This window comes from Ascidiaceihabitans sp., from assembly GCF_039986515.1.
Classification (GTDB): Bacteria; Pseudomonadota; Alphaproteobacteria; order Rhodobacterales; family Rhodobacteraceae; genus Ascidiaceihabitans.
In genome coordinates this window covers 1-20,693 of the sequence record NZ_JBDWQO010000009.1, presented here as the reverse complement: position 1 = coordinate 20,693, position 20,693 = coordinate 1, and the positions used below count along the sequence as shown (strand labels likewise).

General features: G+C 55.9%; 20 protein-coding genes, 1 tRNA gene and 1 pseudogene. 9 read left to right on the top strand and 13 right to left on the bottom strand.

Going from position 1 to position 20,693, the window contains the following annotated elements; all coding sequences use genetic code 11:
* Positions 1 to 24: 24 nt before the first annotated feature.
* Entirely contained in the window at positions 25 to 2,322 is a 2,298-nt protein-coding gene (locus ABJL60_RS09210) for a xanthine dehydrogenase family protein molybdopterin-binding subunit (protein ID WP_348376092.1), read from the top strand.
* On the top strand, positions 2,300 to 3,370 hold the full coding sequence (locus ABJL60_RS09205) for a DUF2235 domain-containing protein (RefSeq protein WP_348376091.1): 1,071 nt from the start codon (positions 2,300 to 2,302) through the stop codon (positions 3,368 to 3,370). Before ABJL60_RS09210 ends, ABJL60_RS09205 begins: the two co-directional genes overlap by 23 nt.
* Here the strand turns inward: ABJL60_RS09205 and ABJL60_RS09200 are convergent.
* Together ABJL60_RS09200 and metF are read right to left on the bottom strand one after the other, a co-directional pair.
* Positions 3,354 to 3,845, bottom strand: a complete 492-nt coding sequence (locus ABJL60_RS09200; protein WP_108829212.1) for a PaaI family thioesterase — start codon at positions 3,843 to 3,845, stop codon at positions 3,354 to 3,356. The genes ABJL60_RS09205 and ABJL60_RS09200 overlap by 17 nt on opposite strands.
* Before the next feature lie 61 nt (positions 3,846 to 3,906).
* Positions 3,907 to 4,773, bottom strand: a complete 867-nt coding sequence (gene metF, locus ABJL60_RS09195; protein WP_348376090.1) for a methylenetetrahydrofolate reductase [NAD(P)H] — start codon at positions 4,771 to 4,773, stop codon at positions 3,907 to 3,909.
* 107 nt (positions 4,774 to 4,880) lie between these two features.
* On the opposite strand from metF, the gene ABJL60_RS09190 reads away from it, so the two are divergent.
* A complete protein-coding gene (locus tag ABJL60_RS09190) occupies positions 4,881 to 5,786 on the top strand; it encodes a LysR family transcriptional regulator (protein WP_348287364.1) in 906 nt (301 codons plus the stop codon).
* Between the two features lie 58 nt (positions 5,787 to 5,844).
* Here ABJL60_RS09190 and ABJL60_RS09185 read toward each other — a convergent pair whose 3' ends face one another.
* The 3 genes from ABJL60_RS09185 to ABJL60_RS09175 form a co-directional block, all read right to left on the bottom strand.
* The gene (locus ABJL60_RS09185) at positions 5,845 to 6,708 is read right to left on the bottom strand and encodes a sulfotransferase (RefSeq protein ID WP_348376089.1); all 864 of its coding nucleotides are present in this window, start codon (positions 6,706 to 6,708) and stop codon (positions 5,845 to 5,847) included.
* Positions 6,709 to 6,713: 5 nt separating this feature from the next.
* On the bottom strand, positions 6,714 to 7,673 hold the full coding sequence (cysK, locus tag ABJL60_RS09180) for a cysteine synthase A (protein ID WP_348376088.1): 960 nt from the start codon (positions 7,671 to 7,673) through the stop codon (positions 6,714 to 6,716).
* 91 nt (positions 7,674 to 7,764) lie between these two features.
* Positions 7,765 to 8,802 carry an NADP-dependent oxidoreductase gene (locus tag ABJL60_RS09175; RefSeq protein ID WP_348376087.1) on the bottom strand — a complete coding sequence of 346 codons (1,038 nt, stop codon included), beginning with the start codon at positions 8,800 to 8,802 and terminating at the stop codon, positions 7,765 to 7,767.
* Positions 8,803 to 8,959: 157 nt separating this feature from the next.
* On the opposite strand from ABJL60_RS09175, the gene ABJL60_RS09170 reads away from it, so the two are divergent.
* Positions 8,960 to 9,742, top strand: a complete 783-nt coding sequence (locus tag ABJL60_RS09170) for an inositol monophosphatase family protein (RefSeq protein ID WP_348287370.1) — start codon at positions 8,960 to 8,962, stop codon at positions 9,740 to 9,742.
* On the opposite strand, the gene ABJL60_RS09165 is transcribed toward ABJL60_RS09170, so the two are convergent.
* The 4 genes from ABJL60_RS09165 to putA form a co-directional block, all read right to left on the bottom strand.
* Entirely contained in the window at positions 9,739 to 10,263 is a 525-nt protein-coding gene (locus tag ABJL60_RS09165) for a hypothetical protein (RefSeq protein WP_348376086.1), read from the bottom strand. The genes ABJL60_RS09170 and ABJL60_RS09165 overlap by 4 nt on opposite strands.
* Positions 10,264 to 10,395: 132 nt before the next feature.
* Complete coding sequence (locus ABJL60_RS09160) at positions 10,396 to 10,755, bottom strand: GFA family protein (protein ID WP_348376085.1); 360 nt, start codon at positions 10,753 to 10,755, stop codon at positions 10,396 to 10,398.
* Positions 10,752 to 11,483 (bottom strand): rhomboid family intramembrane serine protease, encoded by a 732-nt coding sequence (locus tag ABJL60_RS09155; protein ID WP_348376084.1) that lies wholly within the window; start codon positions 11,481 to 11,483, stop codon positions 10,752 to 10,754. Before ABJL60_RS09155 ends, ABJL60_RS09160 begins: the two co-directional genes overlap by 4 nt.
* Before the next feature lie 31 nt (positions 11,484 to 11,514).
* The gene (gene putA, locus ABJL60_RS09150; protein ID WP_348376083.1) at positions 11,515 to 14,910 is read right to left on the bottom strand and encodes a bifunctional proline dehydrogenase/L-glutamate gamma-semialdehyde dehydrogenase PutA; all 3,396 of its coding nucleotides are present in this window, start codon (positions 14,908 to 14,910) and stop codon (positions 11,515 to 11,517) included.
* Between the two features lie 107 nt (positions 14,911 to 15,017).
* On the opposite strand from putA, the gene ABJL60_RS09145 reads away from it, so the two are divergent.
* The 5 genes from ABJL60_RS09145 to ABJL60_RS09125 all read left to right on the top strand — a co-directional run bounded on the left by ABJL60_RS09145 (position 15,018) and on the right by ABJL60_RS09125 (position 17,248).
* A complete protein-coding gene (locus tag ABJL60_RS09145) occupies positions 15,018 to 15,494 on the top strand; it encodes an Lrp/AsnC ligand binding domain-containing protein (protein ID WP_348287378.1) in 477 nt (158 codons plus the stop codon).
* A 30-nt stretch (positions 15,495 to 15,524) separates the two neighbouring features.
* On the top strand, positions 15,525 to 16,079 hold the full coding sequence (locus ABJL60_RS09140) for a tetratricopeptide repeat protein (protein ID WP_348287379.1): 555 nt from the start codon (positions 15,525 to 15,527) through the stop codon (positions 16,077 to 16,079).
* A 48-nt stretch (positions 16,080 to 16,127) separates the two neighbouring features.
* Positions 16,128 to 16,213 (top strand) — tRNA-Leu (locus ABJL60_RS09135).
* A gap of 207 nt (positions 16,214 to 16,420) precedes the next feature.
* Positions 16,421 to 16,600, top strand: a complete 180-nt coding sequence (locus ABJL60_RS09130) for an AlpA family phage regulatory protein (RefSeq protein ID WP_348376082.1) — start codon at positions 16,421 to 16,423, stop codon at positions 16,598 to 16,600.
* A gap of 90 nt (positions 16,601 to 16,690) precedes the next feature.
* Complete coding sequence (locus tag ABJL60_RS09125) at positions 16,691 to 17,248, top strand: A24 family peptidase (RefSeq protein ID WP_348376081.1); 558 nt, start codon at positions 16,691 to 16,693, stop codon at positions 17,246 to 17,248.
* Here ABJL60_RS09125 and gspG read toward each other — a convergent pair whose 3' ends face one another.
* From gspG to ABJL60_RS09105, 4 genes and pseudogenes are all read right to left on the bottom strand, one after another.
* Complete coding sequence (gspG, locus tag ABJL60_RS09120) at positions 17,249 to 17,698, bottom strand: type II secretion system major pseudopilin GspG (RefSeq protein WP_348502155.1); 450 nt, start codon at positions 17,696 to 17,698, stop codon at positions 17,249 to 17,251.
* Positions 17,682 to 18,026, bottom strand: coding sequence for a hypothetical protein (locus ABJL60_RS09115; RefSeq protein ID WP_348287387.1), 345 nt, complete (start codon positions 18,024 to 18,026; stop codon positions 17,682 to 17,684). Before ABJL60_RS09115 ends, gspG begins: the two co-directional genes overlap by 17 nt.
* Positions 18,017 to 20,428, bottom strand: a complete 2,412-nt coding sequence (locus ABJL60_RS09110) for an RHS repeat-associated core domain-containing protein (RefSeq protein WP_348422636.1) — start codon at positions 20,426 to 20,428, stop codon at positions 18,017 to 18,019. Before ABJL60_RS09110 ends, ABJL60_RS09115 begins: the two co-directional genes overlap by 10 nt.
* A gap of 124 nt (positions 20,429 to 20,552) precedes the next feature.
* Positions 20,553 to 20,693: pseudogene (locus tag ABJL60_RS09105) on the bottom strand (transposase); the annotation flags it as partial.

The window sequence follows — 20,693 nt, the reverse complement described above, 5'->3', positions numbered from 1 at the left end:
GCAGTGATACCAGAGGGCGTTGAAATGGAAAAATTCGGCAAAAGCCAATCGGCAAAACGTGTTGAAGATGTACGTTTTTTGACCGGTGCAGGACGGTATGTTGATGACATCGCCCCTGCAAACGCTCTGTTTGCGTATTACTTCCGCTCACCTATTGCACACGGTGTTATCACGGAACTGGACGTGTCGGATGCGCGCGACGCGGATGGTGTCGAGGCGGTTCTGACTTGTGCGGATCTGGAAGCTGCAGGCATGAACGTCGCTATGGCGGGTGCCCTGGTCGACAATCGCGACGGCACGAAAGGCGCCGCCACGATGCGCCCAATGTTGGCGCAAGACCGTTTGCGGTATGTGGGTGAGCCGATCGCCCTGATTGTGGCGGAGACTTTGGCACAAGCCCGGGACGCCGCCGAACTTATCGTGCTGGACTATGATGAGCTGCCGGCCAAAATGGATTTGGTCGCGGGCGGGGAAACTTTGCACGACAGCGCCGCTGACAACGTGGCCTTCGACTGGGGTATGGGCGACGAAGCCGCCACCAATGCGGCCTTTGACGCCGCTGCACATGTGGTCAGCCTTGACGTCGGGGACAACCGTGTCATCGTGAACTCTCTGGAACCGCGCGGGTGCTATGCCCATTGGGGTGATGGACGGTTGCATGTGGCCATCAACGGGCAAGGCGTTTGGGTGCCCAAAAATGCAATGGTTGCGGCCTTCGGGGTGGGTGCGGATGACGTGCATGTGACCAACCCCGACACAGGCGGCGGTTTTGGTATGAAAGCGATGGGCTATCCCGAACCGTTTTCCGTGGCACAAGCCGCACGCCAGTTGGGGCGTCCAGTGCGTTGGATGTCCGAGCGCACGGAGGCCATGTTGTCAGACAACGGCGGGCGCGATTTGACATCTACGGCCGAGCTGGCCTTTGACGAGAACCACAAGATCACCGCTTACCGCGTTCATAGCCACGTCAATTTGGGTGCCTACAATTCACAGTTCGGGCAACCCATTCAAACGACGCTGTTTTCGCGGGTTTTGATGGGGGTGTACGACGTGCAAACCACGTGGTTGCAGGTGAACGGCTATTTCACAAACACGGTGCAAGTGGATGCCTATCGTGGCGCAGGTCGCCCCGAAGCGATCTATGTGCTTGAGCGGGTCATGGACCGTGCCGCGCGCGAATTGGGGATAGACCCATGGGAATTGCGCCAGATCAACTTCATCAAGCCTGACCAATTTCCCTATCTGGCGGCCACTGGCGAAACATACGATGTTGGCGACTTTCCCATGCTTCTGAACCGTGCTGCAGAGATCGCAGACCGGGACGGATTTGAGGCGCGTAAAGCGGCAGATGCCAAGCAAGGTCTGCTGCGGGGGCAAGGCCTTTGCTATTATATCGAAAGCATTCTGGGCGACCCTTCGGAAAGTGCGCGCGTCGAGTTCAATGACGACGGCACCGTGCATATTTTTGTCGGCACGCAATCGAACGGGCAGGGCCACGAAACGGTCTATGCGAAGTTCTTGTCTGACCAAACCGGCATACCGGTGGACCAGATTTTTGTCATTCAAGGCGACAGTGATTTGATCAAACAGGGCGGTGGCACTGGTGGATCACGATCCGTCACGGTGCAGAACACGGCGACTTTGGCCACTGTATCGACGATGATCGACGCTTTCACGGCCTTCTTGGCGGACGAAATGGGCGTGCCTGCCGCCGAGATCAGCTTTGATGATGAACGCTTTCGCGCGGACGGGTCGAACCTGACCCCAACCATGCTGGAGGTCGCCGACATGGCCCGCCAAAAGGGGCGTGATGATCTTTTGGTGCACGAAGAACGCACCACGCTGCCTGCGCGCAGCTTTCCGAACGGCGCACATGTTACAGAGGTTGTGGTGGATCCGGACACAGGCGTTGTGACCACCGACCGCTATTTCGTGATTGACGATTTTGGTAATCTTATCAACCCGATGCTGGCTGAGGGCCAAGTGCATGGCGGTGTCGTTCAAGGTATTGGGCAAGCCGTGACAGAGCATGTTGTGTATGATGAAGATGGCCAATTGCTCACAGCAACGTTCATGGACTATGCCTTGCCGCGCGCCGAGGATGTACCCAATATTAACTTTACCTCTGTACCCGTTCCGTCAACGGCCAACATCATGGGGATGAAAGGGTGTGGCGAAGCAGGCACTGTGGGGGCATTGGCCGCTGTGGCAAATGCAGTGCAAGATGCGCTTTGGGAACGCGGTGTGCGGCAAGCCGATATGCCGTTCACCCCTCATAAGGTTTGGGAATTGTTGAAGGATGGCCGGATCGCCGCTGAATAACAGGATTGTCCACTGGCTGCAGGCGCGGTTTGGCCGTGCCATGCCAGAGGTCGCACCGCCCACACGTGGGGCGACCATTCACTTGGTGATCTTGGATGGCACAATGTCGTCTCTGGATGAAGGCCATGAGACGAACGCCGGACTTGCCTACAAATTGCTATCGGGCAAGGGCAGCGACGTGTCGGTTTATTATGAGCATGGGTTGCAGTGGTCGCATTGGCGCAAGGCTGGCGATGTGCTTATGGGGCGCGGCATCAATCGCCAAATCCGTCGTGCGTATGGCTACCTTGCATCGCGCTACAAGCCCGGCGACAAGATATTCTTGATGGGGTATTCGCGCGGGGCATACGCGGTGCGGTCTTTGGCGGGGGTGATCGACATGGTGGGGTTGTTGCGCCCCGAACATGCCACCGAACGCAACATTCGTGACATTTACAGGCGCTATGAATGTGGCCCTGGCACAGATGCGGCTAAAGCGTTTGCCAAAACCCACTGCCATCAACATGTCGAAATCGATATGATCGGAGTCTGGGACACGGTGAAATCCCTTGGGCTGAATGCACCTGTGTTGTGGCGGCTTTCAGCGCCACGTCATGCCTTTCACAACCACGCTTTGGGGGCATGCGTGAAGCGCGGCTACCACGCATTGGCCCGCCACGAGACGCGGGTGGCCTATGCGCCTGTGATGTGGGAAAGCGATCCTGCATGGATCGGTGATCTGGAACAGATGTGGTTTCGTGGATCACATGCTGACGTGGGCGGGCACATTGGTGAATTTATGCAGGCCCGGCCCCTGTCCAATATTCCATTGGTCTGGATGCTCGAGAAAGCCCAAGCCGCTGGTTTGCCTTTGCCCGAGGGATGGGCCGGGCGGTTTGAACAGGATGCGTCGGCCCCGTCATGTGGCACATGGCGCGGGTTTGGGCGATTGTTTGTGACACGAAAACAACGCGTTGTTGGGGTTGATCCGTCAGAGCGAGTGCATCCAAGCGTGGCAGCCCAAACGACGTCTGCGCCGGCTTCAATCGTGACTACGAAGTCGGCTTGATTTGCATGATGATGCAGGTTGTCGATCCGGTGGCATAGGTTTTACCATCTTCAACACCGACAATCTTTCCGCTGGCGACACCCGTTGATCGACCGGAATGATCAACAGTGCCGATGCAGTCAATTTGCATGCCCAAAGGAATAGCGCGGGTGATATTGATCTTGTATTCCAGCGTTGTGTAAACCGCGCCGCGGGGCACTTTGGTCATGACGGCGCACGCCATAGCACTGTCCAGAAGGGTACCGTACCAGCCCCCATGCACTGTGCCCATCGGGTTGGTCACGTTGAATTCGGGTGTCCCGCGAAACACCGCGTGCCCGTCAGAAATATCATGCAACGTGTATCCCATGGTCTGCCCGATCGGCGGGCCGGGGTTTGTACCGTCCAATATGCTTTGCATGAATTCCAGGCCTGACATGGCCAAGACATCTTCCTGGTTCAACAAATCTGCAGGCGATTTCGCGATACGGGGCATGGGCTCTCCGGCGTTAGGGTCTGCTGCCGACGCTAGGAAAAAGCCCGATGGCAAACAAGCTTTACGCCACGTTGCGGATGCTGCTTGCCGCTGTCACGCCCAAAGCATGGCAAACCTCGCGGGTCAGGTCCGGACGGTTCAACGTGTAAAAATGCAGCGCATCGACGCCTTCACACATCAGGTCATCGCATAATTCCGTGCACTGGGCGATGGACAGAAGGTCCATGCGGTCATCGCGTACAGCGTTTTCAAACGCTTGGGCGAGATCTACAGGGATCGACGCGCCGCACCTTTCGGCAAAGCTGACGGTGCTTTTCCAGTTCGAGATTGGCAAAATTCCGGGTGTGATTGGGGCCGTAATTCCAGCTTTGACGCAGGCGTCGCGGAACCGAAGGAAGTGCTCCGGATCAAAGAAAAATTGTGTGATTGCCTCAGCCGCGCCCGCGTCCAGTTTGGCTTTTAACCAGTCAATGTTTTGTTGGTCTGATACCGCATCGGGATGCGTTTCGGGATAGGCGCCAACACGGATGGTGAATTTCCCAGTAGATGCCAAAGCTTCGATCAATTCGACGCTGTTGGCAAAGCCTTGCGGGTGTGCGGTGAACGCGGCGTCACCTTGCACGGGGTCCCCGCGCAAGGCCACAATATCGGTGATCCCCGCCTTGGCGAATTTTTGGGCGGTGGCCATAACTTGGGATTTTGATGCCCCGACGCAGGTCAGATGGGCGGCAATGGGCATGCCCGATGTACGGCGCAACGTGGCGGCTGCATCATGCGTCAGGTCCTGTGTGGAACCGCCAGCGCCATAGGTTACGGAAAAGAACCGTGGATCAAGAGGCGCCAAAGCTTGCGCTGTGTCCCAAAGCCGGAAAGACGCATCGATAGACTTTGGGGGGAAGACCTCAAAGGAAATGGCGGGCGATGTCATGTGGTGTTCCTGACTTGGTTTGGCGGTTGCGGCGGGGCGTTGTGCTTTGTCCCATGATTGTGGTAATGAATCAAATTCATAACTCTCATCAACAATATGAGTTTCATATGCATATCGAATTTCGCCACTTGCGCACCATCAAGGCCATTCATGAAGCGGGTGGTTTGGCCAAGGCCGCCGATCAGCTGCACATCACCCAAAGCGCGTTAAGCCATCAGGTCAAAGGTCTTGAGGATCAAGCGGGGGTGGAATTGTTTGTGCGCCGGTCCAAACCGCTGCGATTGTCCGCGGCGGGTCTGCGTCTGTTGCGGCTTGCGGAACAGGTTTTGCCCCAGATCGAAGCCACTTTGGCAGAGTTCACAGGGCTGCGCGATGGCAAATCAGGGCGCATGCACATCGCCATTGAATGTCATGCCTGCTTTGAATGGCTGTTTCCTGTGCTGGAAGAATTCCGCCGCTCGTGGCCGGACGTTGATGTGGATATACGCCCCGGTCTTGCTTTTGATGCCTTGCCTGCGTTGATGAAAGAACAGGTCGATTTGGTGGTATCATCCGATCCAGAGGAAATACCGGGGATCGATTTTATCGAACTCTTTGATTACAAGGCGGTTTTTGTTGCCTCAAAGGATCACCCGCTGGCCCAAAAGGACTATATCGATGCAAAGGATTTCCGTGGCGAGACACTGATCACCTATCCTGTGGAACGCACGCGACTGGATGTGTTCAGTCAGCTTTTGATCCCGAACAAAGTTGAACCCGAAACTGTGCGGCAGGCTGAATTGACAGCTGTCATTTTGTTATTGGTGGCCTCTAATCGTGGGGTATCTGTTCTGCCCGATTGGGTGGTTCGGGAAGTGAAATATTCATCCGACTACATCACCCGTCCACTGACCAAAGATGGCATCACACGGCGTCTCTATGCCGCCATTCGCAGTGACGAACGTGATAAACCCTACATGAAACGGCTGATTGAACTGGCACGGGTTGAAGCGCGAAAATTGCAGGCTGCTTGATAGGGGACATTTCAAACTCTGTCGTTCGCGTATGTCATGCGGCAACCGCATGACGCGATCATAAGATCGCTTGCATGTCACGTTCCCACGGCTCCGGCAACCGTTTCATGTGTTGTTTTGCAAACGCGTAGGTCTGTCTGTAATGGCACGCAACGGTGTGGCGCAAGTCTTTGGGCATCGGGTCGTAAATGCCGCGATTTCCGTTATATGTGTGGCTTTGGACAGGTGCACCTTTTACGCCAAGAAAGTTGCATAAGGCGGTCAGGGTCGCGTCCGCGTTGTCCGAAAACAGATCTTCAGTGAACACGCAATGAATGCGATGCGGGTGAAAGACAGACACCAACTTAGAGTGAATATCTTGCAAAGGCGGCAGGCCAAATGCGCTTATTTCAGCTGTCAAACGTGAGCGCACGATCTGGTCTTGGGTCTGCTGCGCACCGCCATTTGAAATGGCATGAGCGGCCCGGGACCACATCGCATCGGTCGGATTGCGCATCAGAAATACAATTTTGGCTGCGGGGAAGACATCCAGCATCCGTCCAAACCCGTCGGGGGTCAGACGCCAATAACTTGGCGTGACGTCACCAAACGTATCGTCCGGTCCAAACCTGTCGGTAAAGAAGCGACGGTAATCTGCGTCACTTTTCATCAATGCCCGGTCGCGAACTTCCAATTGGACGTCCGAAAGCGGGCGTCCAGACTGCGCCGCCTTTTTTCGGATATTTGCCCAACGCACAGCCATTCTTGCCGATTTTCGGTCCGGTTTGACGCCTGTTGCGGTGTCGAACCAGTGAATTTCCTTCATGGTGGTCATTTTGGCCGTGCTGTGGTCACGCAAATAACGGTGTAACCATGTGGTGCCGGAACGGGCAGGACCCAGACAGGCAAAATAGTTTTGATGCCTGTCTGTTATACCGTCCAAAACACTCAGTCTCCGAGACCGTCAAACAAGGCCGTGGACAAATACCGTTCTGCAAAGCTGGCGAGGATCACGACGATGTTTTTACCTGCCATATCGTCTCGCGCACCAAGCTCTAGTGCCGCTTTCAGCGCAGCGCCAGACGAGATGCCCACTGGTACACCTTCCAACGCGGCCACTTCACGGGCCAGTGCAAAGGCGTCGTCGTTGGACACTGTCAGCACCTCGTCGTAGATTTCGGTGTTCAGGATTGCGGGGGCAAAACCTGCACCGATGCCTTGGATTTTATGCGGGCCGGGGGCACCTCCAGACAGAACAGGCGAATCCGTAGGCTCAACGGCTACGATATGAATGTTCGGATTTTGCTGTTTCAGGAACCCACCCGCGCCGGTGATCGTGCCGCCTGTGCCTATACCCGACACAAAGGCGTCGATGCTGCCGCCCGTGTCGTTCCAGATTTCGGGGCCCGTTGTCGCCACGTGAATGGCGGGATTGGCGGGGTTTTCGAATTGTTGCGGGATCACGGCATCGGGGATCGAGGCGGCGAGTTCCTCGGCCTTGGCAATCGCGCCTTTCATGCCTTTTGCGGGTTCCGTCAGCTCCATCGTGGCGCCAAGGATCGCAAACATTTTGCGCCGTTCAATCGACATGCTTTCGGGCATGGTCAGGATCAGCTTGTACCCTTTGGCGGCGGCGGCAAGCGCAAGGCCGATGCCTGTGTTGCCGGAGGTCGGTTCGATCAGGGTGGTTTTGCCGGGGGTGATGGTGCCTGCGGCTTCCATCGCTTCGACCATGGCCACGCCAATACGGTCTTTGACGGAAGACGTTGGGTTGAAAAATTCAAGCTTGGCCAGAATGTTGGCTTTAGACCCATGCGCCGCTGCCAATTTGTTCAATCGGACAAGAGGTGTGTTGCCAACTGTCTCGGTGATGCTGTCGTAAATTTTTCCGCGTCCGGGCTGTGCCATATCCGTGATCCTTTTTGTTGTTGGACCCAAGCTAGGCAGGAACGGGATGAAATTCCAGCGCGCAAGGCAATCACGCGCTGGAAAAGAACAATCAGATCACTTTTACGATCTGTTTGCCGACATTTTTCCCCTCAAGAAGCCCCATGAAGGCTTTTGGTGCGTTCTCAAGCCCTTCTGCGATGTCCTCAACGACCTTGATATCGCCTGAGGCCACTTTGGGGCCAATTTCACCAAGGAATTTTGGGAAGTCATTCCAATGATTGGAAATGATGAAGCCGTTCACAGACAGGAAGTTCACCAAAATCGTGCGCCACATGGCAGGTGCTGACAATTTCGAAGACGCGCCTGCGCCCAAACCGCCGTCATTGTACCAAGAGATCATACCGCAAATCGGGATGCGCCCGTGTGGTTTCATAAGCGGCATCACCGCTTCCAGCACTTTGCCCCCTACGTTTTCAAAGTAGATGTCGACGCCACCGCCCGCGGCCTCTTTGATCGCGGCCCGCATGGATTTTGCATCATCATAAGCGCGGTGATCCAAACATACGTCAAAGCCAAAGATTTCGACCGCCATTTTGCATTTGTCGGGCCCGCCCGCGATGCCGATGGTTTTCAGGCCCAGTGATTTCGCAACTTGGCCGACCATAGATCCAACAGGGCCGGTGGCTGCTGCCACGACAAGCGTTTCACCGGCTTTTGGGCGTCCGTATTCCATCAATCCGTACCAGCCTGTGAAGCCCGGCATGCCCAAAACGCCCAAAGACGCTGTGATTGGCCCGTGGTCGGGATTGATTTTACGGCACATCTGGGCGTCTGCCACGGCATGGGTGGCCCAGCCGAACATACCAAAGGCGATATCGCCTGGTTTGAAGGCCTCCGAATTGGACGCTATCACTTCGCCTACGCCGCCACCTTCCATGGTACCGCCGATCGGGACGGGGGCCGCATAGCTTTTGCCGTCGTCCATGCGTCCACGCATATACGGGTCAAGCGACATGTAGTGGTTGCGGACCAAAATTTGTCCCGGCCCCGGTGTGGGCACCTCTGCGGTCTCAAAACTGAAATGTTCCGGTTGTGGTGCACCCGACGGGCGGCCAGCCAGAGCGATGCGTTGCATTTGGTCTGTCATGATATTCTCCCTCTTTGGGCCAGCGTGGCGCGACCTGCCATTTGTGGCAAGTGCGACGTTCCGTTACGGTTGCGCAATGCGATGGTGCAGCCCCCCTTGGCAACTGCGCCCCTTGGGCGTATAGCGCGGGCTTGATCCCTATCCGGAGTGTGTCCCAATGGTTGGCAGTGCAAATCTCAACGTCATGATCAAAGCCGCGCGCAAAGCGGGTCGCGGGTTGATCAAAGACTTCCGCGAAGTCGAGAACTTGCAGGTTTCCATGAAGGGGGCAGGCGATTTTGTCAGCAAGGCGGATTTGAACGCGGAACGCACAATCAAATACGAATTGATGGAAGCACGCCCCACCTACGGATGGTTGGCCGAGGAATCAGCCGAAGAAGAAGGCAAAGATCCCACGCGCCGCTGGATTGTGGACCCGTTGGACGGCACAACGAACTATTTGCACGGTTTGCCCCATTGGGCGGTGTCCATCGCACTGGAACACAAAGGCCAGATCGTGGCCGGTGTTGTCTATGACGCGGCCAAAGATGAATGTTTCTTTGCTGAAAAAGGTGCTGGTGCCTGGATGAACGAAACGCGTCTTCGTGTGTCCGGTCGGTCCCGAATGATTGAAGCCATCTTTGCAACGGGCGTGCCGTTTGGGGGGCGCACCGATCTGCCCTTGACGCTGCAAGACATCGCCAAGCTGGCCCCTGTGTGTGCAGGCATCCGGCGTTGGGGGGCTGCATCGCTGGATTTGGCCTATGTTGCTGCAGGCCGTTACGATGGCTTTTTTGAACGCCGCCTGAAGCCATGGGACATGGCAGCTGGGCTGATCATCGCCAAAGAAGCCGGTGCATTGGTTGAGCCGATGAACCCCGAGGGCCATATTCTGGACGACGGCGAAGTGATCTGCGCCAACGAAGCACTGTTCAACGGATTGGCAAAAACACTGCGTTAAACCGGTGCGCCCGCCCGCAGCGTTGGCCACGTCACAATCCGCAAAGACCGGCCAGCAAAGCACCCTGCACAGGCCCCCAGGATGGTGGCGAACAGGCCGATGAACGGGGCGCTGTGCAAAACATCCGGCGCCACACTTTGCAACACGCCTTGCACGAAGTTGGCCCAGAACACCGTCATGACGGTTATCATGGTAACCCATTCGCCTTGAACCGTTATTCGCTGCGCGTCTTTTTGCACAATCCGTTTGCCTTGGTAGGCATAGGCCCAAACAACGCATACCGCGAAGCCAATCATAAACCCGGCCCAAGCCGTCATGGGCTGCGTCATGCGTGAAACGGCGCTGACGGGCATTAAGCTTAGAAATGGAATTGCATAATACGGCCACACGGCGCTTTGGCGTATGGTGCGGGCCCGCAATCCCAGCACAACAAGGCCAACCAACAATGGCCACACCCAAAACGGTGTCTGCGTTGTAACACCGCGCAGAATTTCCCAAATGATTTCAAATATCGCTGACATCGTTTTGTCCCGTTCCATACATTGCTTTGGCCGTGCCTAGCGCTGGCACATAAGGAATGCGCGGTGGTTTACGTGAACCACTGCAAAGGATACGCGATTGGGCCACTTGTACGTTTGACGCTTCGTGAATGGTTATCTGTCAGAGGGGTGGTTTATGCCGTCTGTCCAAGGGATTGGTTCGTGGTCTAATAGATGCACCCCGTCGATGCAGCCCAGATTGATGCCGCATTGGGTGGGATCGGACCGTCTGTGGTGATGCGTGTAGATGCCACAAATCTTGCAAAAGTGGTGCTGCGCCATGTGGGTGCCAAAGCTGTAGGTCGACAAAACGTCGGCGCCTTTGATGACCTTCACGCTGGATGCGATGGCCGTAACGGCTGCGGCTTGCCTGCGGACGCAAAACGAACAATCGCAGCGGGATGGGTCAAGACCATCAAGAAGCTCTGCGCTAAGTTCAACCGCGCCGCAATGACATCGCGCAGTGATTTTCATCGACGGACCTTGGGAATGCGGCTGAGATCATAACGCGCCTCGGGGTGGGGTGGATGCCCGTCCGTGCGCTTCCAGAACCCAAACGCACCACGCGCCAGCCAAACCGGCACGATCATCACAAGCCCCGCAATGAAGCCGCCTGCATGCGCCCAGTAGGCCACGCCGCCGCCATTGGGGTCGGCCGAAATGCCGCCTATAAACTGCATGCCGAACCAAAGCATCAACATGATCCAAGCAGGGATCGGGAAAATGCGGAAAAAGATGATGAAAAAGATGAAAATATCGACTTTGGCCTTTGGAAACAGCAACAAATACCCGCCCATAACCCCTGCAATCGCGCCCGAGGCCCCGACCATCGGGACGCGGCTGTCCACGCCCGTTGCATATTGCAACAGACCTGCCGCGATGCCCGACAGCAGATAAAAGCCAAGGTAGCGCATGTGCCCCAGCTCATCCTCGATGTTGTCGCCGAATATCCATAAAAACAGCATATTCCCCGCCAGATGCATCCATCCCCCATGCAAAAATTGCGAGGTGATGAATGTGTAATAGCCTTCGCCAAAGCTGATCCGGGCAGGGATCAACGCCCAGTCGACATAGACGGCGCGATAGATCGCTTCGGGATCATTGAACCCGTAGCTTAGAAAGATGCCGATGTTGGCGACCATAAGCAGCCAGGTGACATAGGGCGTGCGCCCCGACGGGTTGTGATCGCGTATGGGTAACATGGGCAGACGCTGCGGTTTTGGCCGCGAAAGGTCAAGTGATTTGCCCGACTTCTCCCAGCAATGCCGCGTTGCCGCCCGACGCCGTGGTGTCGATGCAGATGTGGGTTTCGGACTGCGCGTGGCCTGCGTCAGGGTGATGCGTAATCAACGGCACAATGGCGCCACTGCGCTGGGCCAGTGCCTTGTCGATGGCTTGGGCCGCGTCAGCGTCGCCCCACCATATCACACCGGCGTAGGCAGGGCCGTCTGTCAGTTGATGTGGCGCGATCTGACCTGTGGCTGCGACAGCGGTGCCGCCAAGGGCTGTGATGGCCTGCGCCTGGGCCGCCGCGGCATCGTCTCCGGGGCCCATGCACAGAACCGGCCCACGGTCATATGCGCTAAGACGGTTGGATTCGCCCGTTGGACCCGGCAGGCTGGCCTCATGGATCAGGGTTTCGACAACGGACGCGGTGGGCAATTCCGACTGCTTGTTTTGGAATGTGCTATCGGAATGGGCCGGGATCGGCGCGCGGAAGCGCAGCAAATAATCGGGCCCGCCCGCTTTCGGTCCGGTGCCAGACAGCCCGTTGCCGCCAAAAGGCTGACTGCCGACAATGGCCCCGATCTGGTTGCGGTTCACATAGATGTTGCCCGCTTTGATCCGGTCCGACACGTGCTGCACGCGGTCGTCGATGCGTGTGTGCAAGCCGAACGTCAGCCCGTAACCGGTGGCGTTTATGTCGTCGATGATGGCGTCCAGTTCGTGGGATTTGAATGTCGCAAGATGCAAAACAGGCCCGAAAATCTCTTCCTGCATGTCAGCAATGCCTGCCACGCGAAGCAGTGTCGGGGCGATGAAAGTGCCTGTGTTCGGGCTTGGCAATTGATGAATAACATCGCTGGCCGCGATATGAGCTGCGATTTTGTCCCGGGCTTGTGCGTCAATGACAGGCCCAAGATCGCTCTGTAAGTCCCAAGGGTTGCCTGTGCTTAAACTGTCCATGGCCCCCATCAGCATTTCGGTGAAATGGGGGGCAATGTCTTCTTGAACGTATAGGCAGCGCAGCGCAGAGCACCGTTGCCCGGCGCTTTGAAACGCGCTTTCGATGATGGAGGCCACGGCCTGTTCCGGCAGCGCAGTGCTGTCCACGATCATGGCGTTCAGGCCGCCGGTTTCAGCGATCAATGGTGTGGCAGGGGCATTGTCTGCAAGGCTTTGACGAATTTTCAAGGCTGTCGCGGTTGATCCTGTGAAGGCCACCACATTCAGGTCGGGGTGTGCTGTCAGCGCCGCGCCAATGTCCGCGCCGCCGGGTAAAACTTGCAAGGCGTGCAGCGGCACACCAGCGGCATGCAGCAACTCGGCAGCGCGATAGGCCATCAATGGGGTTTGGGCGGCTGGCTTGGACAAGACTGCATTGCCTTGCGCCAATGCGGCAGCCATTTGGCCGGTATAAATGGCCAAGGGAAAATTCCACGGTGAAATGCAAAGCGCTGTGCCAGCGGGTGCATCATCTGTGGCTTGGGCTGCATAGTAGCGCAAAAAGTCAATGGCTTCGCGCAATTCGGCCACGCAATCCAGTAGGGTCTTGCCAGCTTCGCGGGTCAAAAGGGCAAAAAGTTCACCATAGTTCTGTTCGTAAAGATCTGCAGCAGCGTTTAATACGTGACGGCGCGTTTCGAGGGGGGCATTCCAGGGGGCCACGTGTTGCACAGCCGTTTCCACATCGGCCAGCGACGCATTTTGGACATGGCCGACTGTGTCGCTTGGATCGGAAGGGGCAAGGCATGGGGTTTCAGGCGCAGGGTTTGCCTGCGCGGCCAGCTGCGGTTTTGCGTGCCATTGATGGGTTGCAAAGGGCGTGCGGTCGGCGTTGATGCGGTCCAATGTGGGGGCATGACCCAAATCAAAGCCCTTAGAGTTGGGACGTTCCGGCAGGTAAAGTTCCGTGCCCGTTGCGATGTCAGGCGCGGCAGTGTTCAGGGCCTCAAACGGGTCGGCGGCTACGGTTTCAGGGGCGACATCTTCATCCACGATCTGGTTCACAAAGCTGGAATTGGCACCGTTTTCCAACAGGCGCCGCACCAGATAGGCCAGCAAATCGCGGTGTGCGCCGACCGGGGCATAGATGCGGCACCGGGTCTTGTTGTCCTGCATCACCATAAGATGCATGGCTTCGCCCATGCCGTGCAGGCGTTGGAATTCGTAAGGGACATCGTCTGCCATATGCAAAATGGCGCTGACGGTATGGGCGTTGTGGGTCGCAAATTGCGGATAGATGCGATCGGTCATGCCCAGTAGGCGGCGGGCGTTGGCAATGTAGCTGACATCGGTTTGGGCTTTTTGCGTGAAAACCGGAAAGGCATCCATGCCGAGGGTCTGGGCCAATTTGACCTCGGTGTCCCAATAGGCCCCCTTGACCAAACGGACCATGATTTTGCGGTCCAGCTTTGTGGCCATATCATAGAGCGTGTCGATGACTGTGCCAGCACGTGGGCCGTAGGCTTGAACCACCACGCCAAAGCCGTCCCATCCCGCAAGGGCGGGCTCAGACAGTACATTTTCGATAACATCCAGCGACAATGCCAAACGGTTTGCTTCTTCGGCGTCCACATTCAGGCCCATTCCCGCAGACTTGGCAAGCAGTGCCAAAGACCGCAGGCGCGGTGTGAGATCACGCAGAACATCGGCATGCTTTGCCAGCTCGTACCGGGGGTACAACGCTGACAATTTGACAGAGATGCCAGGGTTCTCGCGTACGTCGTTGTGGGTGCAAGCAGTTGCGATGGCGGAAATCGCGCGGCTGTAGCTGAGGTGGTACCGGCGTGCATCGCCTTCGGTGCGCGCGGCTTCGCCCAGCATGTCGTAGGAATAGGTGAACCCTTTGGCTTCCATGCCAGCGGCGCGTTTCATCGCAGCATTGATGTCTTCGCCCAGCACAAACTGGCGTCCCATTTCCTTCATCGCCCGCGAAACGGCCGCGCGAATGACAGGTTCACCCACGCGCTTCAATGCTGCTTGCAAATGGCGGGCAGGGCCGGGGGCATCGTCGTCCAGCACGCGTCCGGTCAACATCAAGGCCCATGTGGACGCATTCACCAAGGACGAGGCTGATTGACCAAGGTGTTTGCCCCAATCGGATGGCGCGATTTTATCTTCGATAAGCGCGTCTATGGTGTCGGCATCCGGCACACGCAACAAGGCTTCGGCCAGGCACATCAAGGCGATCCCTTCATCGGTGGACAGGCCATATTCGGCGAGAAACACCTCCATCAAACCGGGTTCTGACCCTGTTCGAATACGTGTGACCAAAGCGGCTGCTTTGTCTGTGATTTGCGTGCGGTCCTCTGGGCTTAAGTTGGCCAATGCGACCAGTTCCGTGATGACTGCATCAGGATCAGCGTAGGTTTTTGCGTCAATGGCGTTCAGCAATGCAGTATTCATCACGAGGTCTCCTATTCGTTTGATCTACTGTATCGCAATAATAGTGGACATAACGACTTAGATTTTGCATATGATCAGGTCAAATTATCATTTTGAAGAGGTCAGGCATGATTTTTGAGCAATCCGGGTTGGATCGATTTGATGCAGCGATTCTTGAAGTTCTGGCAGAAGACGGGCGCATCAGCGTTACGGACTTGGCCGGACGCATTGGTTTGTCGAAATCACCCACCCAAGCACGATTGCGGCGTCTGGAAAGCTCTGGCATGATTTTAGGATATCGTGCGATGTTGGATCCGATAAAATTGGGGTTGGACCATGTGGCGTTTGTCGAAGTCAAATTGACCGACACCAAAGAGGCCGCATTGCGGGCCTTTAACGTGGCTGTCGCTAAGGTCCCCGAAATTGAACAAGCCCATATGATTGCAAGCAATTTTGACTATTTGTTGAAAATCCGCACGCGGGATATGGCAAGCTATCGCGCCTTTTTGGGCGACACGATTTCATCGTTGCCCCACGTGGCATCCACATCGACATTTGTGGCGATGGAAGCGGTCAAGGAAACTGTTCTCGCGGATGTGTCTTGATTTTTGTCTGCGCTGTGCCACCCTAGGGTCATGCGTATTTTATTTGCTTTAGCACTGATGGCAGGCCCAGCATGGGCGCAAGATTGCCCTGATCCTGCGGATCATTCGGCAGAATTGAACGGTTTGATCGCAAAGGCGCGTGCGGCCCCGGACGAAGCCACAGGGCGCGAAGTGTCATCTTCCATGTGGCAAGTGTGGTTGCGCGCACCAAATGAGCAAGCCCAAGAAGTGCTTGATCGCGGCATGCGCCAGCGCGATGTCTATGATTTTGTAGGCGCTTTCAAAGAATTTGACACATTGGCGACCTATTGCCCGACCTACGCCGAAGGGTTCAATCAACGGGCTTATGTCCAGTTTTTGCAAGGCGCATTTGCCGGTGCTCTCAAGGATTTGGACCTTGCTTTGGCGATCAACCCCAACCACGTCGCGGCCCAATCGGGGCGGGCGCTGACTTTGATGCAGCTTGGGCGTATTCCGGAAGCCCGCACGCAGATGCTGGCGGCGTTAAAGAACAATCCTTGGCTGTCAGAGCGTGCTTTGGTGGCCAAAGGTGCGCCTTTGGGGCCAAAAGGCGAAGACATCTGATATCGGGACTTGAGTGCGCGTTGCGCTTTGCCTAAACCTGCACATGTTGCGGGTGTGGTGGAATGGTAGACACACCAGACTTAAAATCTGTTGGGCGAATGCCCGTGGGGGTTCGAGTCCCCCCACCCGCACCACAATTTGCATCTAAGTAGATAAATTAAAAGGTAAACCTTGGATTTCCCTTTTAACGAACCACCTTTCGCGCCACCTTCTGTTTGGTATTGTAACCATGCAGTCCTAGAAAACACGCTCAACCTGTGATGGCGGTGAGATCCCTATGGCTATGGGCAACCTGAAACCGTGGGCATTGCAATGCTCCTTAATCGTAAGGAGTATTTGTGATGAGGATACTGTCAAAGAAAGCGTTGAAAGAACTGGTGCTCTATTCACCTCAACATGTTGCCAGACTGGAGAAGGCAGGCCTACTCCCCAAGCGGGTACAGCTGGGCCTGAACCGTGTGGGATGGGTTGAGAGTGAAGTGTTGGACTGGCTTGAACAGCGTCTTACTGATCGAGAGTAACCAAAAAAGCTTCCTTGTGGAGCGGGGCGGTCTGGGGGTGCACACCTCGGGTCGCCTTTTTTGCGAGCGTGGGGTAAAAGGCTCAAGACAATGCAGACGCGCCAATCCCCATTCCTTTGCCTTGTGCAACGCCCCAAAAATGCCGCGCTGTTGGGCTTAGGGTTCGCTGGCCTGTACGCGCTCACATTTGTTTTGGTTGGCACAAAGGCCGTGACTTTGCCCATGTTGCTGGTTGTCCCTGTGGCGCTTTTGATCTCAGCGGTGGATACAATGACGTATCGCATTCCGGATGTTTGCAATCTGGGGGTCGTGGTGCTTGGAGCTTGGCACATTGCGGGACAGGCGGAGCTGGGGCTGCATGTGAGTGCGGCGCTTTGCGTTGGGGCTGTGTTTTGGGGGCTGAGTGCTTGGTATTATCGCAGGTTTGGCCGCACGGGATTGGGGTTGGGGGATGTGAAGTTTATTGCGGCGGCGACGGTTTGGGTGGGGCCGTTGGGTTTGCCTTATGTGCTGCTGATCGCGTCTTGTGCGGGGATCGTGGTGGCACTCGTGGGGCGCGGGCGGCTTATGGGGGACGGAGGGCAGATTGCGGTGCCGTTTGGGCCGTTTCTGGCCTTTGGGTTCTTTGTGGTGTTGGTGGCGGGGTGATCAGCCCTCGATATCTTTGTCCTCTTGGGTGCCCCCGGGTTGGCCGTCGCGGCCAAGACTGAGCAGGCCGAAGCCGCCGTTTTCTGTGGGGAAGATGTAGCGGATGGGGCGGCCCCATGGATCTTGGATGTCGTCAGCGTCGTCGATATAGGGTCCGCTCCAGTCGTTGACAGTGGTGGGCTGGATGAGCAGTCCGCTGAGGCCGTCGGTTTCCGAGGGGTATTGGCCAACGTCGAGGTAATACAGCTGTAACGCGCCTTTGATGTTGGTAAGTTGGATTTCTGCGGCTTTGGATTTCGCGCGTCCAAAGCTGCCCATGACGCGGGGGGCGACGAGGGCTGCGACCATGGCGATGATGGCGAGGGCGACCATGACTTCGAGGAGGGAGATGCCGGAGTCTAAAGGCTTTGCTTTGGTCATTGTCTGGAATTTTTTAAGCTCTCCAGACAATGGCAAGCTCGCCTGTCAGTTCTGAAATCACTTTTTCGTACAGCGCCATTTCTATCCAATTTACTTCACCGCTTTCGAAGTGTGTTACGTATACATCGCCCACGTAATCCCCGTCTTCAAGCAGAAACATGTTTGGGCAACTCTTATCTTCGCGGGTATCGTCAAGAGGTGCTTCGGAAACAGCTACATCTGTAGCAAAGCCTCCTATGCTAACTTCCCTATCGACGACAAAATACCTTTTTGCGTCAAAAGCACTTGGATAATTCTCCTTAAAACACTCAAGTACAGCGTTCTCTATTAAATTCGGCTTAGTTGTGTTCACTTCCATAGCGGCCTCGACATATCCATACTTGCGGTCCCAAGCCGCGTTACGCCATCTATAACGCGACCTGATACTTGAACTTGTACCCCCCTAACCGAAACGACGGCTCCATAAAGACCATCTTTGGTCATCTTAGCGGTACTACTTGTTTTGACCGCCCTATTTGCAGCAGCCATCAGAGCCTTAGCTGCAGCCGTCTTGTCGCCTCTAAATGCATCTAATAAGCCTTGCATCTGATGTTTGTCCAAGTTTTTCCGACCGAAAATATGTTCTGCTTTGTTAGCTAAATCTCTCGCATTCTGTGCTCTCTGACTAGACGAAAATAATGTCTTTGTTCGTTCTATAACTCTATCGCTAGCTTTCCTCAGAGTTACTTTAAACAACCGATCAACGGGTTTCAGAACTCTATCGAGGTGTTTCGCACACTTCCCTTTGCATGCTCGCATGGCATTGTTGAGTACTTGAATAGCCTTTGCACCAAAATACATTGTACTTTGGTCACTTATTGCTAGCCCATTTTCAGTGCTCCCGTAGTAGCCATGAACACCTCGCGCATAGCCACTAAGGGTTGCATGCCCTGCATTATTTGCTTCAGAAATAGCAGCCATGTACCCGTTGTGACTGCCAAAACTATGAGAAACGGCGGTTCTATTTCCTTCACTATCTACGTCATGCTGAGTGACTGAACCATCACTACCGTAGGTGACATCATTCCCCCCCGGATCCATTAAATTCACCGGATCATTGAAGCTATAGGAATACCTATTCGTCCCAACCCTAGCCTGCGTCACTTCAAACCAATCGGGCTGGATAAACAGCCCCAGCTCCGGATCGTAGTACCGCGCGTTCAGGTATTGCAGCCCGGCACCTGCGTCGTGCCGTTCTCCGATCCAGCCGATGGTTTCCTGGGCTTTGCTGGCGGCCAGAACGCTTTCGTTCTCCTCGCCAAACGGCTTGTAGGTCGAGCGTTCTTCGATCTTTTGGTTTTCACCCGCAATCATGCGGACCGAGTTAAGGTGGTCGCGGAAGAGGTAGCTGACCTCGGGCGTGCTGTTGGCATTGGCGAACTTTAAGCGCACGTTTTCATGGGGATAGGCCAGCACGACCTCATTCACACCCGGGTCACGGATTTCCACGCCGCCGACATAGAGCGTCGTGCTTTGCGGTTGCGTGCCGATCTGTTCCAGCTTCGTCAGCCGCGTGCCATCTGCGCCGTAAACGTAGCCAGAGGTGTTCACCCCAAGCGTGACCGAGGGCGGGCGATTTTCGCCGTCATAGGTCATCGTTTTGCCGTTCAGCCCCAGTGTCATGTTGCCGTTGGCGTCATAGGTGAGCGCTTGGCCCTCGACGGACGCAGGCGCATGAGCCACGGGCGAGCCGGAGTAGATGTAGTCGCCCACGTGGCTATTGGAGGCCATGGACCCGTCGCGCCGATAGGTGAAGAACTGGTCGCGCAGTTCGGTGCCTTCCCATGTTCCGATGGTGTCGCAGGTCTTGTTGGCGCTGATCAGATCAGCTGCTACGGTTAAGCGCCCCGCGTAGTCGTAGCAGTAGTTGTATTGATCCTGCACCAGCCACGTGCGGTGTCGGTTGATCCGCCCCGCTTGACTGCGCCAGTATTTGGCGAGCTCGCGTGTGCCGCCTGTCGTTCCGAGCACGCGGATTTCGTCGATCCACCCTTGTTGTGCGTCGTACATCCGTTCTTCGGTCATACCGTTACCAAAAGTCTTTAGCGTTGGGTTGCTGCGGGTGTCGTATGTTGTGCCTGTCAGCCAAGTGCCAAATTCGGTCAGTCGGCCCGCGGCATCGTATTTGAAGTCCGGTGTGGTGAAGGTGTCGCCGTTTGAAGACGTCGGAAGCGTTTGTGCAATCAGCGCCCCGCTGGGATGCATGTCGCGGGTGAAGTTGTATTCGTAGGTCGTTCCGTTCAGGGGGACACTGTGTTCTTCCGCCACTGTGTTTCCGGCGTTGTCATACCCATAGCGGATCGTGTTGTGCGCCCCACTGAGCGTGGTGAGTTGACCGATGTTGTTGCCGCCCAACAGGTCTGGGTTCGCTTCATCGTATGCGTAGGTGATGACATCAGTTTGCGTGGCGTTAGCGCCGTCCGTCCAGGCGACAGTTTTGGACAGGACGCGATCCAGCGCGTCATGGGTGAATTCAATCGTCTGCCCCTTGGCGTCGTATTGTTTTGTCAGGTTGTCATTGGCGTCGTATTCCATCGTCCAGAACCCAAGGCCCGGATCATCCGCTGTGAGGCGGTTGCCTTTAAAGTCATGCGTATAGGTCCACTGTGCTCCGCCTGGGTCCGTTACGCCGACCAGCCGATCCATCAGGTCGAAGCTGTATTTTGTTTCACGTCCTTGGGCTGTGGTTCCAACGTCTGTTCGGTCGTAGTCCATCTTCATGACACGAATGGTGTTGCCACGGGAATCAGATGTTGCACGTGTTTCGCCACAGATCGTTTCTGCGTCGTTGTCATAGCAATGTGTGTCTTTCGTGATGACACGCGGATGCGGAACCGGAGCAACCTGACCATTTGTAGTAAATGCCTTGCGAAATCCCCTCACGGCGGCACAGCTCTGCAATGCTATCCTCGCCACGCAGGCCATCCAGCACGATCCTGATCTTCTCTTCGGATGAATAATGCTTGCGCGTCGCGCGCTTGATGTC